The sequence below is a fragment of the Paenibacillus sp. JNU01 genome (genome assembly GCF_059130585.1).
The window spans coordinates 6,286,263-6,301,522 of sequence record NZ_CP169723.1 but is presented as its reverse complement, the minus strand read 5'-3'; the positions used below and the strand labels follow the sequence as shown (position 1 = coordinate 6,301,522).

15 protein-coding genes are annotated in these 15,260 nt (G+C 47.2%); 3 read left to right on the top strand and 12 right to left on the bottom strand.

What is annotated here, in order from left to right; translation table 11 throughout:
• Positions 1-90 precede the first annotated feature (90 nt).
• Positions 91-672: a xanthine phosphoribosyltransferase gene (locus tag NLBNIHML_RS27750; protein ID WP_124113961.1), complete on the bottom strand. Its 582-nt coding sequence runs from the start codon at positions 670-672 to the stop codon at positions 91-93.
• Between the two features lie 204 nt (positions 673-876).
• On the opposite strand from NLBNIHML_RS27750, the gene NLBNIHML_RS27745 reads away from it, so the two are divergent.
• Positions 877-1,932 (top strand): YkvI family membrane protein, encoded by a 1,056-nt coding sequence (locus NLBNIHML_RS27745; RefSeq protein WP_339241217.1) that lies wholly within the window; start codon positions 877-879, stop codon positions 1,930-1,932.
• 132 nt (positions 1,933-2,064) lie between these two features.
• On the opposite strand, the gene NLBNIHML_RS27740 is transcribed toward NLBNIHML_RS27745, so the two are convergent.
• From NLBNIHML_RS27740 to NLBNIHML_RS27715, 6 genes are all read right to left on the bottom strand, one after another.
• Complete coding sequence (locus tag NLBNIHML_RS27740; protein WP_494353264.1) at positions 2,065-3,195, bottom strand: glycosyltransferase family 4 protein; 1,131 nt, start codon at positions 3,193-3,195, stop codon at positions 2,065-2,067.
• A 409-nt stretch (positions 3,196-3,604) separates the two neighbouring features.
• Positions 3,605-4,153 carry a GNAT family N-acetyltransferase gene (locus NLBNIHML_RS27735; RefSeq protein WP_339241215.1) on the bottom strand — a complete coding sequence of 183 codons (549 nt, stop codon included), beginning with the start codon at positions 4,151-4,153 and terminating at the stop codon, positions 3,605-3,607.
• A gap of 105 nt (positions 4,154-4,258) precedes the next feature.
• Positions 4,259-5,299, bottom strand: a complete 1,041-nt coding sequence (locus NLBNIHML_RS27730) for a hypothetical protein (protein WP_494353263.1) — start codon at positions 5,297-5,299, stop codon at positions 4,259-4,261.
• Between the two features lie 97 nt (positions 5,300-5,396).
• Positions 5,397-6,200: a Cof-type HAD-IIB family hydrolase gene (locus NLBNIHML_RS27725; RefSeq protein WP_494353262.1), complete on the bottom strand. Its 804-nt coding sequence runs from the start codon at positions 6,198-6,200 to the stop codon at positions 5,397-5,399.
• Between the two features lie 729 nt (positions 6,201-6,929).
• Entirely contained in the window at positions 6,930-7,676 is a 747-nt protein-coding gene (locus NLBNIHML_RS27720; protein ID WP_472478836.1) for a pseudouridine synthase, read from the bottom strand.
• Positions 7,673-9,370 carry an RsmB/NOP family class I SAM-dependent RNA methyltransferase gene (locus NLBNIHML_RS27715; protein WP_494353261.1) on the bottom strand — a complete coding sequence of 566 codons (1,698 nt, stop codon included), beginning with the start codon at positions 9,368-9,370 and terminating at the stop codon, positions 7,673-7,675. The genes NLBNIHML_RS27720 and NLBNIHML_RS27715 overlap by 4 nt, the downstream gene beginning before the upstream one ends.
• A 221-nt stretch (positions 9,371-9,591) precedes the next feature.
• Between NLBNIHML_RS27715 and NLBNIHML_RS27710 the strand changes: the two genes are divergently transcribed.
• Positions 9,592-10,140: a thioredoxin family protein gene (locus NLBNIHML_RS27710; protein WP_339241208.1), complete on the top strand. Its 549-nt coding sequence runs from the start codon at positions 9,592-9,594 to the stop codon at positions 10,138-10,140.
• A 216-nt stretch (positions 10,141-10,356) separates the two neighbouring features.
• Here NLBNIHML_RS27710 and NLBNIHML_RS27705 read toward each other — a convergent pair whose 3' ends face one another.
• From NLBNIHML_RS27705 to NLBNIHML_RS27695, 3 genes are all read right to left on the bottom strand, one after another.
• Positions 10,357-10,839, bottom strand: coding sequence for a DUF309 domain-containing protein (locus tag NLBNIHML_RS27705; RefSeq protein ID WP_339241206.1), 483 nt, complete (start codon positions 10,837-10,839; stop codon positions 10,357-10,359).
• Entirely contained in the window at positions 10,826-11,641 is an 816-nt protein-coding gene (gene yjbM / locus NLBNIHML_RS27700) for a GTP diphosphokinase (protein ID WP_494353260.1), read from the bottom strand. The genes NLBNIHML_RS27705 and yjbM overlap by 14 nt, the downstream gene beginning before the upstream one ends.
• A 134-nt stretch (positions 11,642-11,775) precedes the next feature.
• Positions 11,776-12,873 carry a quinone-dependent dihydroorotate dehydrogenase gene (locus tag NLBNIHML_RS27695; RefSeq protein WP_339241202.1) on the bottom strand — a complete coding sequence of 366 codons (1,098 nt, stop codon included), beginning with the start codon at positions 12,871-12,873 and terminating at the stop codon, positions 11,776-11,778.
• A 254-nt stretch (positions 12,874-13,127) separates the two neighbouring features.
• Between NLBNIHML_RS27695 and NLBNIHML_RS27690 the strand changes: the two genes are divergently transcribed.
• Positions 13,128-13,265: a hypothetical protein gene (locus tag NLBNIHML_RS27690; protein WP_339241200.1), complete on the top strand. Its 138-nt coding sequence runs from the start codon at positions 13,128-13,130 to the stop codon at positions 13,263-13,265.
• 42 nt (positions 13,266-13,307) lie between these two features.
• Here the strand turns inward: NLBNIHML_RS27690 and NLBNIHML_RS27685 are convergent, their stop codons facing one another.
• Positions 13,308-14,750 carry a L,D-transpeptidase gene (locus NLBNIHML_RS27685; RefSeq protein WP_494353259.1) on the bottom strand — a complete coding sequence of 481 codons (1,443 nt, stop codon included), beginning with the start codon at positions 14,748-14,750 and terminating at the stop codon, positions 13,308-13,310.
• Between the two features lie 211 nt (positions 14,751-14,961).
• Positions 14,962-15,204: a ferredoxin gene (locus NLBNIHML_RS27680; protein WP_090924741.1), complete on the bottom strand. Its 243-nt coding sequence runs from the start codon at positions 15,202-15,204 to the stop codon at positions 14,962-14,964.
• Between the last annotated feature and the right edge of the window lie 56 nt (positions 15,205-15,260).

Sequence of the window (15,260 nt, the reverse complement as noted above, 5' to 3'; positions counted from 1 at the left end):
CCTCCTCTCCCTAACATAACCCCATTATAAATGAAATTAGCGGCCATGCAAAGGCATAGTTCAAAAAATAGGCCCTATTCCTTTAAAATGTCACATTTCGTTATCGTCAAATTGTACCGTCCCATCGTTCAGGGAACGAATGCGTACCAAGGCTTCCACCGGAATCCCCTGTTCACGAATCGTTCGTGCCCCTGCCTGGAAACATTTCTCTACCACAACACCGAATCCGACGAGTTCCGCACCGGAACGCTCAATGATTTTGATGACGCCACGAGCGGCATCTCCATTGGCAATAATATCATCAATGAACAAAATACGGTCATTCTCATGAATGAACTCGCGAGATACCATAATGTCAGTTACAATTCCTTTGGTAAAGGACGGTACGCGTTCACAGTAAGCATCAGGATCAGCTAGAAGTGTTTTTTTGCGACGGGCGAATACAAGTGGCACCCCAAGTTCATAGGCCGCGGCAAACGCAACCGGAATCCCCGAGGATTCTACCGTGATTACACGGGTCACTCCACTTTCACGAAAACGGGCAGCGAACTCACGCCCCATCTCCATCGTTAATGCAGGATCAATCTGGTGGTTCAACAGACCATCCAGCTTCAATACTTGATCCGAGATGACAACACCCTCTTGTAAAATTCGTTGTTTCAATAATTCCATGATTTGACCTCCCAAGCCTATCCTATGAGGTAAAAGTATCATATATCTATCTATAAGTTCAAGCGAAATTGCCTGGACGCTGTCCTTCAGACGCGATTCAAGCCAAAGCTCATGATCGATTGTCATGACTTTCGTGGGTCAAGCATACCTTGTACCATGGTACCCGCATGTCCAAACTATACAGGGTCCTGAGAGGGGAAACACATGAAACAGGCATTTCGGGTGCTGCAGATCGCATTTACATACATCGGAACGGTGGTCGGAGCCGGCTTCGCTACAGGGCAGGAAATTTTGCAGTTTTTTACCCAGTATGGCAAATGGGCCACCGTCACCATAGGCTTATCCACCATGCTCTTTGTCTGGTTAGGTACCAAAATGATGCTGATCGCCCACGATACCGGATCCCGCTCTTATGAGGATCTGAACAAACATTTATTCGGCCACAAGGCGGGCAAATGGATCACTTGGGTGACCCTTCTCATTCTCATTGGCGTGAACAGTGTCATGCTTGCCGGAGCAGGTTCCGTTTTTGTCGAACATCTCGGTTTGCATTATCAGACCGGTCTAATCGTCACACTTGTAGGGACATATCTGCTTCTCGGTCGGGGCATCCAAGCTATCCTTCAAATGAATAGCATTGTCGTGCCTATGATGCTCCTGTTATCTCTGCTCATGATCACAAGTACCATCCATCATCCGGGAGCTTCCCGATTCATCACACTGACGACAGACTCAAATCCTATTCAAGTATGGCTGTCTCCACTGTTGTACACTTCATTTAATCTGGCTTTAGCTCAAGCTGTTCTGGTGCCTGTAGGGAACCAGATTCGTAGTCGGAATGTGCTGAAGTGGGGCGGAGTATTGGGTGGAATTGGCGTAGGTTTCATGCTAATGGCAGCCCATTTTGCCATGTCGGCACAGATGCCCGGCATCATCCAATTCGAAATTCCGATGGGCAGCATCGCCTTTCAACTTGGATGGGCAGTACAATCTGTATATGTATCCCTTATTTTTATGGAAATATTCAGTACGTTTGTTGCGGATATCTATGGCATGACCTTGCAACTCAGACAACATATACGCGTTCATCCCCGTTTCATTACATTAACCATTATGCTGCTCTGTTACTCACTCAGTCAGTTTGGATTCAGTTCTCTGCTATCTATCCTTTACCCTATCTTCGGAAGTATGGCACTGTTCTGGGCAGCCAAATTGGTATTAAACCGCTGGGGTACATTTCGTGGACGCAAAAATATATAAACATGCTTATGTACTTCATGAATATGTGCATACGTTTGCTTCATAACCACAATTCATCACTCATGCGCACACCTTTTGCATGAAAAAAAAGCCGCTGTTTAGCACAGCGGCTCGCACTTTTTGTTCTCTCTTTTAGGTCTTGCTGGGAAACTGTAGATACATCTTCTTCAGCTCATTGACTGATCTGCCGAGCGAGTAATGTGTTTTGGCTTTTTCACATGCTGAACGGGCAAGTTCATAACGATATGCCGGATCAAGCATCACCTTTTCAAGCGCTTCAGCCAGTGCAAAAGGATCTTCTGCCGGTACAAGCAACCCATTGCTACCATTCTCGATCTGTTCGGGTATTCCACCTACATCCGTACCCACAAGGGCAAGACAACTCAGCGCCGCTTCAGCGAAAACGGAACCAAATGCCTCTGCTCGTGAAGGAAGTACAAAAATATCAAAGAATGGCATGAATTCCTCAGGGTGCAGTGTGTAACCATAGAAAATGGTCTCATTATAGATCCCTAATCGCTGCGCCAATTCTTCCAGATCAGGACGAATCGGTCCATCTCCAATAATATGTAACACATAATCATGACCTCTGCCCTTGAGTTCCGCACAGGCTTTGAAAAGAATATCCAATCCTTTCGCCGGAACAAGCCGACATACCGTCACTAGCTGTGGTATCGCATTATCATGAGGAATCGGCTTAAAGCGCTTCTCATCAAATCCATTGGGAATCACACCGATGACATCAGGTTCCTTCACGTAGGGAGCCAGATAACGACGGAACGAGTCTGACACCGTCAAGAGACGCTCTGCCTGATGTTCCAGTTCACCATATATCGCAAGCAGGAATTGATGCTCCGGTCCGTCCGTTTCAATGCGTCCATTAAGGATTAATTCTCGTTCATAACTGGAGTGAATCGTCTGAATGAGAGGTGTATCCGGGAAGACCGTTTTCATCGCAAGTCCGGCAATGGGATGGTGAGCATGAATCAGATCATAGGGCTTCTGAATACGCAACTTGGTCCACCATAGATAATCACGATAAGTTTGAATATATTTTTGGACAACAGGACTATCCTGATATTCAGTCCAGTCAAACGTTTCGAAATGAACTTCCTCCCTGCCCTTGTTGCGAATCCGCTTCGGCAACGAGAACAGATCCATTTCCCACCTTGGGGTTGTAAATCTCTCTTGCATATAAGGAATCATAGAGGATACACCTCCGGGCTGCTCCGGAGGAAAGAAAAGCGCCTGCAGCAATCTCACTGTTAGTTTCCCCCTTTCTACTTACGTTCTTTCCATACATCTTCATTCATGATATACCAGAACATATGTTCAGTAAAGATACAAAATGAGAATCTCTCTCAATTACCCATCCTATATTGCATGCACATTCATTCATTTGTTTTCTCTGATACGGCTCTGTTATCCATTATGACATAGGACAGCCGGAACATCTATATTACGATAGACACAGCAAAATCTTGCTATTCAAACCACGCGATTTAAGCAGAACTTGATAAGCTTTTGTTATCACTCGTATATACAACATATTCATGAAACACGACGCTCAGAAGCAAAAGCTTTAAACCAAACCAGCAGTCAACCACTTGCAGTTGTCATCAATATATATTTGATAATAATTAAAATTAAAATCAGAGAACAGTCATCATGCTCAGCTCAGGAGCTCCACCGGCTTCTCATATGTACTGTAACCATCAGTCTCTCCCAGAAAAGTATACCCGTTCCGCGCGTAAAAGGCGTTTAACGTTGCGTTGTCGGCTCCGCAGTCCAAACGAACCGTATGTTTGCCTTCAAAGTGTATGCCGCTGCTGGACCATTCCAATATTGCTCGTCCCAGACCGCTCTGGGCATATTTTCTTCGGATCGCCAGCCGATGCAGATAGATTGCGCCATCCTCGGCGTAAGCTTTTGAACCCCAGAGGTGAATATCCCACGGGCTTGGCTGAACCATAAGGATGACCATTCCCGCTACGTCAGCTCCTTTTTTAAATACAAACACATCCCCGCGCCGAATTGCCCCTGCCGTATCATGTGAATCTTCACCTTGAAGCAAAGCGTTCCATTGGGTAGAACCTTGGCCCTGTAACCATTCGGCTGTCTCCACCAACAGCGACATCACATCCTCCGTATCTTCGGGCTTCGCCTGAACCGCTTGAAAACCATCGTTAATATATTCGCTACTGATCCTGAATGAGTGCATATTGTTCTCCTCCGCTTCCTGAGCTCTATTAAACTAATGGTACTATACCGGGAAATGAATTTTTCGTCAAAATGAGAACAAAAAAAGGTAAAAGGCAGTTGCCTTTTACCCATCTATTCTGGCTTCATCAATAATCTGATTTCGATACAACATCGTAAGATGAAGGGTATCAAACTCCATCTCCTTGTCCAACTCCTGCATCAACACTTCGACCAGGCTCTTTCGCTGCACACTGGTTCCAGGAACCTCGTAATCAATGTATCCCGTCAGATCGGATTGAGAGGTGTCTATTGTTGCTGTTCCGACAGGCAACCCACCTCGTTCCTGAAGAAATAGCTCATACACCCGGAACTCCCGGTCCTTACGTTTCAGCATGACATAACATGCTTCTTCAGCAGCTTCCAGCTCATCCTGATCGGATTCATCCAGATCCTCAAATTCCTCGGAGAAATCGCGATGTATCCACTCTAACGTCTCGAGTTCATTCCCCTGATGCCACATGCGGATCGTAATCGTATCGATGATGTCCTCATCCAGCTCTCTGACCAGCAACTCTGCTGCGGCTTCCAATTGGTTCTCTTCCGGCTCGTCATACCAGTGTATTTCACCTTGGACATCAGCGCCATATTGTTTTAGAGAAGCTTCTGCAAGCTCCTGTCCTTCGACATCATTGAATATATAGGTGGATATGCTGCGTCCTGCGCTTACCATTTCCATCTCCAGAACCTGATCCCGATCTTCATATGTAAACGATTCGGCTTGTGAAACAGGAATTACCTTACTTTCACTGCTGTCTATATCGTCATAGCTGCCATCGTGATGATTCATATCCTCAGACGGCCACATCGTATCTGACTCAGGCTTATGCAGAACTGAGTGCAATGAGCCGCAACTAACCAGCACTTCATAATATGCAGCTTCCAACGCATCTGCAAGAGATCGGACATAGGTATGCACTTTATCCACAATAAGTTGCTCTGTGTCATCTGGCAGAGACTCCTGATCGATCTGAAGACTGCCTGATAAACGGTCTCCTTCTCTGTACACGAGAAAAAGTGAGCCTGCATATTGACCATTGATCATCACGTCCTGCACTTCTCCACCTGATGTCCGCAGGTCTGCAACCAATTCCACATCATATTTCATCACGTGTCCTCCTCGATTCCTAACGTTATTCTCTTAGGATGCCCCTGAGGGCGGTAGATTATGAGGAAAGCGTGCATTTTACGTATAAGATGCAGGATTAAACCGATAAGACATATTTTCGGATTGCGTGTGCTACTCCCTGCTCGTTATTGGAGAGGGTCACCTCGTCCGCAGCAGCTTTCACCTCGTCCGGTGAGTTATCCATGGCAATGCCTTTGCCCGCAAAAGTCAGCATCGTAATATCATTGAAGTAGTTGCCAATCGCCATGATCTCCGAAGGCATGATTCCTTTGGATTCGGCAAGCCTTTTAAGCGCAGCACCTTTGGACGCTTCGGGATGCATCAGGTCAATAAAAAAATCACCACTCCGTGTCATATAATAAGGCAGATTCCAGGTAGACCACTCCTGAAGTACGGCATCCATCTGTTCAATCGGTCCAAATGCAGTGAACTTGGCCAGCGGTTCTGTCATGTCAACCCACTTAGGTAATTTCAGTGGCTCTGCCATAAAGTTGTAATACATCTCACGCACCTGCAATCCCAGACCTTCTGGTTGATCCACATACAGACCAAATGCCGTATTGATGTCAAAATGTACTCCATTGGTTCGACAGTAGGATATGATCGGCTCCAGTCCTTGTCCATCCAATGCAAAATGATGAACCACCTCACGAGTATCCACTTGCGCCGTTACAGCGCCATTATGTGTAATCACATATCCATCCAGTCCCATCTGCTCCATGAAAGGAATCGTATTGGCAGGACCTCTACCTGAACAAAGAACGATCTCTGCTCCCTGACGGGAAGCTTGGATCAAGGTCTCCTGAGTCCATTCGGTTAGTTCATGATGGTCATTCAGCAGTGTTCCATCTACATCTAGTGCAATTAGTTTATACGTCATTCTGGCTTCATTCCTCATCTATTAAGTAGTCGCACCCACCCAAACCCTCCCTTCCGAGGGAGGGCCCCAGAGAGCTCTGCCCTCTGGACTCCCGTCTTGCTCATCGGTGGTAGGTCGGGTCTTGCTATGTAACGGTTGGCGTAGGAACGCTTGTTGCCGGGAACACCGCTTTTCAGCGGCGATCCCACCCAAGCTTAACCGGGACCATTTCGGGCAGGGCTTCGCTTTCTGCCCGGCTCCCTGCTCCGCTTCGCGCAGGACGGGAGCTTTCTCGCCTTCGGCGGTCGTATCGGGGCTTCGCTTCCCTCCACAACTCCCTGCTTCACTTCGTGAAGAACGGGAGCTTTCTCGCCTTCGGCGGTCGTATCGGGGCTTCGCTTCCTTCCACAACTCCCTGCTTCACTTCGTGAAGAACGGGAGCTTTCCCGCCTTCGGCGTTCGTATCAGGGCTTCGCTTCCTTCCACAACTCCCTGCTTCACTTCGTGAAGAGCGGGAGCTTTCCCGCCTTCGGCGTTCGTATCAGGGCTTCGCCTCCTTCCACAACTCCCTGCTTCACTTCGTGAAGAGCGGGAGCTTTCCCGCCTTCGGCGTTCGTATCGGGGCTTCGCCTCCCTCCACAACTCCCTGCTCCGCTTCGCGCAGGACGGGAGCTTTCTCGCCTTCGGCGGTCGTATCGGGGCTTCGCCCCCTCCACAGCTCCCTGCTCCGCTTCGCGCAGGACGGGAGCTTTACTTCCGCAGAAGGTTTAACTCGTCTGCGGTTAGTTCACGATAGCTTCCGATGGCTAGATCGGAAGCTAATTCAAGCTCACCCATCGCTACGCGTTTCAGATAGATCACTCGCTTGCCCACCGCCTGAAACATACGTTTCACCTGATGAAATTTCCCCTCGTGAATAATAAGCGAGATCGACGAGATCGTGCCTTCTTCCGTCTCTTCATGACCAAGTATAGTTAGCTCAGCAGGCAACGTCTCGTATCCGTCATCCAATTGAATGCCCGCTTTGAAACGTTGCACATCCGCATCATCCACATTTCCCAATACACGGGCTTCGTAGGTTTTGGGCACATGCTTGCGTGGAGATAACAGATCATGGGCAAGTGGACCATCATTCGTGAGAATGAGCAGTCCCTCCGTATCCTTATCCAATCGTCCCACAGGAAAAGGATTGAACACCCGATCCTCTTTGCGCAGCAGATCCAGCACCGTCTTATCTCTGTTGTCCTCCGTAGCAGACACGACACCCGGAGGTTTATGCAGCATTAGATAGATCATCTCCCGATACACAATCCGCTCTCCATCGGCTTCAATGACGTTGACCTCCGGATTCACCTGTACACCACTGTCTTTGACTGCCTTGCCGTCCACATGAATTCTGCCTTGCTTCACCATCTTTTTGAGTTCACTTCGTGTTCCCACACCCATATGACTTAACACTTTGTCCAGACGCAGCGTTTGTTTGCCTTTTCCACTCATACCGATGTCCACCTCCAGCCTGCCGGATATTCATTCTTCAATACACCATCCAGCCATTTTCCCCAGCCAGCGGCATAACCATCTACACACACAAGAACATACCCTTTGGCGACTGTATCCGCCTTGAGCACCACTCGTTCTTCTTCGATATTCAACGTTTCACCCTTGAGGTACCTCACGGCTTCGCCATTAGCCGATGACAGATTCACGCTTCGCCGTGCCTCAGATGCATTCAGAGCACACGCAAGCGGGTGGGAAGGAACAAATCGGCCATTCTTGATTGTGCCCATAAACCAGCCTGGGCGAATGACTTTCAGTCCCTCCAACCTTGCTGCACCTACCGATGATTGATACACACGATCTCCGTAACATACCGTTTCTCCAGTTAGATCCATCTCCAATTGTTCTTTCATAAACGAAGTATAGATCGTAATCGGGTCCATACTTGCCGGATCAGCTCCGCGTCCCTGACCCCGTTCCGATTTACGTCCACTGTAATCTTTACCTTTTTTGCTCGATCTACTCGTATTCTTGCCTCCACCAGCTTGTCTGTCATGGGACTCTCTGGATTCGATTCGCAGCAAACGTTCCTTTTTACGATCAGCCTTGGTCATAGCAATTGAAGAAGCAGCAATAGAGTGATCCTGGTTCCCCTCTACTTCAATCCTGGACACATCCTCGACCTGTCCATACTCCATTGCTCCTTCTTGAACTACTCCTGGTTGATCTGTTTCGAGTCCTTGCTCTGCACGATGCTGTAATACAGCGACATAATGTCCTTCCCCTTCCAAAAGGTGAGGCCACAATCTTGCGGTACCACGCGTTTGATCCAGCACTTCTTTTGTATCATCAGCCTTCTCAGGCATCATCTGACGCACCCATTCCGGACGCCCTGGAGCAAATCCTGTCTCTTCAGAAATGTCCTTCACAACGAAATCACGGTTTAGATTCAGAAACTCCGCAATCATCGCTTCATTTTCCTCCGGCGCAAAGGTACATGTCGAATATACAATTGTCCCTCCTGGAGCCAGTAATCGTGCGGCAGTCTCCAAAATATCCCGCTGCATGAGTACACATTTTTCCACCGAATGATGTTCCCACGATTTCACCATGTCTTCATCCTTGCGGAACATACCTTCACCTGAACAAGGCGCATCAATTAATACTTTGTCAAAATAATGAGGAAATGCATTCGCGATCCGCTCGGGCGACTCATTCAAAACAACGGCGTTCCGCACCCCGTACAATTCCACGTTCTTGGCCAGCGCTTTGGTGCGTTCAGCATGGATATCGTTCGTGACAAGCACACCCTTGCCTTGCAGCTTCGCAGCAATCTGTGTCGTTTTCCCTCCTGGGGCAGCACACAGATCAAGCACACGATCACCAGGCTTCACCTGCAATAATTCAACTGGAGCCATTGCACTTGGTTCCTGTATATAATACAGACCAGCATGATAATAAGGGTGCAGCCCCGGTTTAACACCATGAGGTACATAGAATCCTGTCTCACACCAAGGAATAGGTCTTAGATCAAACGGAGCAATCTCATCGAACTGTTCCATCGATATTTTCAGCGTATTGACTCTCAGTCCCGCATGAGGAGACTGTTCATAAGATTTCATAAATTGTTCAAACTCATCACCCAGCAAACTTTTCATTCGCTCAGCAAATATCAAAGGTAACTTTACACCCATATTCCCACTCATCCTGTCTTGGTAAGATTGCAATATCGTTTTATTTTATCATATCCAAGCTTTGCTTTCCTATCATATCGTATCTATTCCACTACAGCGTGTAATGTAGTATAATGGCAAGTAGATTGATTCCTGAGCAAAAATCCGGGTGTTTATGCATATTATCCCAACCTATATTTTTGCCCAAACTATAATTCGATATGATCGATGGGGGATGTCCGATGAAATCCAAGAAGAAAAAGAAAAGTGCTGCGATCCTTATTTTCCTGGGTATTTTAGTCGTTATGATTGCTGCACTGGTTGTTGTAGACCAACAATCCAAGAAACAGATGGATTCAGTGGAAAATGCTTATGGCATCGCTGCTTCCAAGCTTAATCCAGCGACACGGGAGCTACTTAGTGATCCCAATTACCAACAAATCATTCTTCCCGCGGATCTCAAAGCCAAGATTGATAACAAAGACAGCTTCTTTGTTTATTTCTTCGCTTCCGACTGCTCGCACTGCCGTGCCACAACACCTCAGTTGATGCCACTGGTTGACAGTGAAGGTATTGAGCTTCCGCAGTTCAATCTTCGCGAATTCGAAGCAGGATGGACCGATTACAACATCGAGTTCACGCCTACACTCGTCTATTATGAAGCTGGTGTCGAGAAAGACCGTATGGTTGGCGGACTGCAAGAGAATGGCAGTGATCAAGGCTACACGTTAGACGATTACAAACAATTTTTCGAAAAATATAAAGGCAATGCCACTCCTTCGGCAAGCTAACGGATAGATACGTTTCCACAGTATCGCCGAGCAGGCACTTCGATCATCATACACTGTTCTAATAGAGGACAGGCTGTACCACCTGCAATTATCTGAATATGACGCAACATTCAAAAACACCCCGATTGTTCCTTGACAGGAATAATCGGGGTGTTTCATAACCATGGAATTTCATATCCATGAGATGCTCGTATGAATGCTAACGCTGATTACAACTCAACTTTCACCCTGCTTCATCGCCTTCATCTTCTCTTCGTATATGCGCCCTCTGGTAGGACTCCGGCGTTGCGGAATATTAGGTTTTAGCTCAAGTGATCTTCTAGATATCTCCTGTTCCAAGACCTCATCAACAATTCGTATGGACAAATCCCTGTAAGACACAGACTGATCATCTGATTGGGACAGTTCCTTCACGATTTCCTGTACATCCCGTACCAAAGCCCCAAGGTCAATGCCCAGAATCGTATCAGGATAAGGTTCCAGAAGGTCAAGTGAACTCTGTAACATCATCGTTCCTCCGCGGAGATTGCCATTCCTGAAGTGGTATAAACCAACCGCAATCTGCAGCAATCCTTTATAGAGAGAATCCCGGTTCCGTTCAAGCCACAATTCTTCCAGCACTTCATGGCACTCGAAATAATCCTGATCCCGATTGAAGTAGATTAAGTAATCAATGTACAGTGGCTCATAGATGCTCATCCGGGTTTTCGCCCTTTCTGGCGTTGTTCAGAAGTGCTTTCACGTCATCCAGCAAGTCTTTGAGCCCTTCCATATCATGTCGTTCCCAGTAATCGTTAAAACGCTTCTGTGCTTCAATCGCTTCACTGACAAGGTGGTAGAAGTATAATTGATGAATGATATTCAATGTTCTTGACACGATATTGGAATCATCCTCAAATGCCTTCTGTGCCTCCAAAATCTGTAGACGAATGGCAGACATCTCATTATCCAGTACAAAAGCGGCCTCCGCTGTTTTTTTCAACCTGGCTCGCATATCATCCGGTAAACTCTCCCGAAATTTGTAACTCAGAGAATGTTCAATCGTAGCCCAGAAATTCATGGCAAGTGTCCGGATCTGAATCTCGGCCAATACGATCTTTTGTCCCAGAGCCGTCTGAACGGGATACTCAATAATCATATGGAAGCTGCGATAGCCACTCTCTTTGAAATTCGTAATATAATCTTTCTCAATGAGCACCGTGAGATCCTTGCGGCCTCGAATGTATTCGGCAACCCGACGGATATCATCTACGAATTGGCACATGATACGGATACCTGCAATATCCTCAATGCCTGTCTCCACGTCATCAAGCGACACATTCAGTCGTCTGGATTTCTCCAGAATACTGGATATTTTTTTGACACGACCGGTAACGAATTCAATCGGGGCATACTCTTCCCGTTTTTTCAGCTCCGCTCGCATTGTCTTAAACTTGACTTTTAATTCCTCTACCGCTTGTTCATAAGGAAGTAAAAATGTACCCCAGTCTCTACCGTCCATGCTTATGCCTCCTGTCTCTATAGCGTCCCCTGTTCTATTCCATTATACATGATGTTTGGTGGGGGGAAGAGTCCCGAACCATATTACGCTCTTCCATGCTTCTATATTTTCATACCGGGGAATCACAATCCTTCTTAACGATGCTCTGCACCAACCGCTTCAGAGATATGACGATAACCATCCTTGCGTAGTAATTCACGCAGTCCGGCATGAATGCGCCGATTCACCTCAGGTCCTTCATAGATCAATGCGGTATATATTTCGACCAGGCTGGCTCCGGCTTTAATTTTCTCGTATGCATCCTCACTTGTGAAGATGCCACCTGAACCGATGATAGGAAGTTTGCCTTCGGTCTGACGATAGATCTGGCGAATAATCTCCGTTGAACGTTCACGCAGAGGTTTACCGCTCAGACCACCCGTTTCCTTCGCATGTTGGTGGGAAAGTCCTGTACGACTGATGGTCGTGTTCGTTGCAATAATGCCAGCAACACCACTGTCTGCAATCGTGCGAACCATGTATTCAAGTTCCTGATCATTCACATCCGGTGCGATCTTCACCAGAACGGATTTGGTCGCTCCGCCTGCTCGCGCATGCTGCGCGTTCATCTCGTTCATAACCGCAGCGAGCAGTTCCTTCAATTCATTCCCATGTTGCAGATTACGCAAATCCGGTGTATTTGGTGAACTGATATTCACCACGAACAGATCAGCATAATCGTATAGTGCCTGTATGCACTTGGAATAGTCCAGGTGAGCTTCCTCATTAGACGTTGCCTTATTTTTGCCGATGTTAACAGCCACTGGAATACGCCGATCCTGTAGACGTGCCAACTCACCCGCCATGGCTTCCGCACCAAGATTGTTGAAGCCCATTCGGTTCACCAAAGCCTCATCTGGCGGCAAACGGAACAGCCGTGGTTGGTCGTTACCTGGTTGTGCAAGTGGTGTCACGGTTCCCACTTCCATGAATCCAAATCCGATGGAAGAAAAGCCCGTTACGGCCTGTCCGTTTTTGTCCAGACCCGCCGCCAGACCAACAGGTGTAGGGAAATGACACCCAAACATGTCAACAGCCAGATCAGACGTTTCACGAACGCCGTACATCACTCGCAGTCCGGAAGGAACCGGACGGATGCTACCCACGCCACTAAGGCCGCCAATAATCAGATGATGGGCCTGTTCAGGGTCCATTTTGAACAACAAAGGTTTAGCAAGACTTCTGTATAACAAATCACTCACTCCGTTCTGGTCCGGTACGCCAATAAGCCGTTTTCCGCCTTTTCATATGTAAAAAAACACTCTACACACAAGTCTATCTGTTTCTTATTAAAAAGGAAAGTAGTTTACGCATAGACACCACAAATCGAATCATGCAAAATGCTCACAAGAAATCCACCCGTCCACTGGTAATGACGAGTTGAATTCTTTACAATGAGAGCATGGTTACTCTACACCAGTTCTATTCCAATAAGGAGGAATAACTCATGGCTCCCAAACGTAAACCACCTGCATTACAGCAAAAGAAAGAAGAAGTGAATCGCAAAGCCATTGCATGGACTGCAGCATGTGTAGGCGGCTTGATCATCATTATTGGTGCTCTTATCATTATTGCCAATATGTAGATGATTCAGGCTAAACCCGTCTGATTCTACATATCCAACAGATCAATTCAGCCAATGATACGTTTTGTTCGGGTTATCTTGCTTTGGAACAAGCGTATGCTGATAACGCTGCTTTGCTTCTGGAACAAGTGTCAGATCTGGCAGTAGATCTTCTCCAATGCGTACCGGAGTACCTTGCGGAGCAAGAGCAAACAACTCTTCTACATCTCCTGTACGCATTCTCACACATCCAAGGGACTCATCCAGTCCGATACTGTCTGGCTCGTTGGTCCCATGGATAGCATAATTCGTGTTGGAGAGCTGCATCCCCCTGCTTCCAAACTCACCATTCGAACGTCCATTCGGATTCACCACTTTATCCGTAATGACATATGAACCTTCCGGTGTTCGATCACCCCCAAGTCCCACATCATACATCCGAACAATCGTATCCCCACTGATTAATGCAAGTTTATGTATATCCTTATCAATGACAATCTCAAGCGGTTCCTGCAAAAAAGGTTGTCCTCCCAGCGTATCCGCAAAAGCGGCATTCTGTCCTTGAGACGAATTCGAAGTCGTCGAACTGTTATCTGCTCCACCGGCTTCACTCTTTCCTTGCTGTGCCTTTCCTTGATGCAAGGCTAGCAGCTTCGGAAACATCTCGGTCATGCCTGGCGCCGTCTCTCCGAGAATATTATTTGGAAATGGCTGAGCCATTTGCGTTACACTCTTGGGCCAAGCGTCATTTTTTTTGCGATAAGCAACAATTGCACTTGATAATGATGCAGCGGCTTCCTGCTTCGCGGTCCACGCCATAGCCATCTTTTTGATCTTCGGCGTGACTTCTGGAGGTTCACAGTTACACTGCTTGGCATCATAACTCTGTGCAGTTAGTTTCCCGCTTGTATTCGTCTGCACAATGTATTTCACAGGCATATTTCGCTTCCACAAAGACCAATCCTCCGAGGTTTGCATTCCCAATACAGCCGAAGTCTCTACTTTTGGTCCAGATCCGGACCATGCAGCTGCGAGCGCAGCCTCACCATGATTGCCCCCGCCAAACGCCGCAGCGGTGAACACATTACTTGGTGGCGTGGCTGTACTTACAGCCTGTTTATCCGCCTCTACAGGCTCTGCGATGTCATCTGTGGATTCCAGTGCCGCCGATAGCGCGTCTGCCGCTTCACGACTGAAACCTGGAGCGTCCGCAGGTGGCAGACCTGCCAGTACAAGCAACATGAATAACGTAAGCCACATTTTGCGTCTACGTTGTTTTTTCTCCTTTTGCTCGGACATCTCCACCAGTTTCTCCTGATAGTCTACCCAGATGTCGGCAGGAGCTTTACTGCGCTCAAATGCCTCGTAGACCTCGCCCGCTTGCTGAAAGCAATAGTTGGCTTTGGCCTCCTGTCCTTCGCCCAAGTACTCCTTTCCAAGCAAATACCAGGCCATTTTATTGTCTGGATGTTTCTTGACATATGTTCTTAGATGAGTATTTTGCATCCGATCCTCCACTATTTCGCCTTTTTCCGTATATCCTTATATATCGGCATAAACTGTCGTTGAATCCATAGGACTTGAGTACCCGGTGGGAAAAAGGTCGACAAGGTTCGTCCTTGATCCACGGATCAGATAAATACAGATAGACGAAAACAAAAAAAGCACCTTCCCTTGTCGTAAGACAACAGAAAGTGCTCTGTGAGCAAGTAAGAAATTAGCCCTCTTTATTGAAAGGCTCGTCCGCTACTTTGATTGAATCTGTAGGGCAGCCGTCGCATGCATCCTGCATATCGTCAAACAAGTCGTCTGGAATCGCTTTGATCCCTTTGTTAGCGTCGCCGTCAAAGATAACTTCTGCCAAACCTTCATCATCGTAATCGTAGATGTCTGGAGCCGTTGCTCCGCAAGCGCCACAAGCGATGCATGTGTCTTTTTCAACCCAAGTATATTTACTCATTTACATTCTCTCCTCCTATAATTCGAAACGTACAGTGTTTTTATCTAGAAACATAT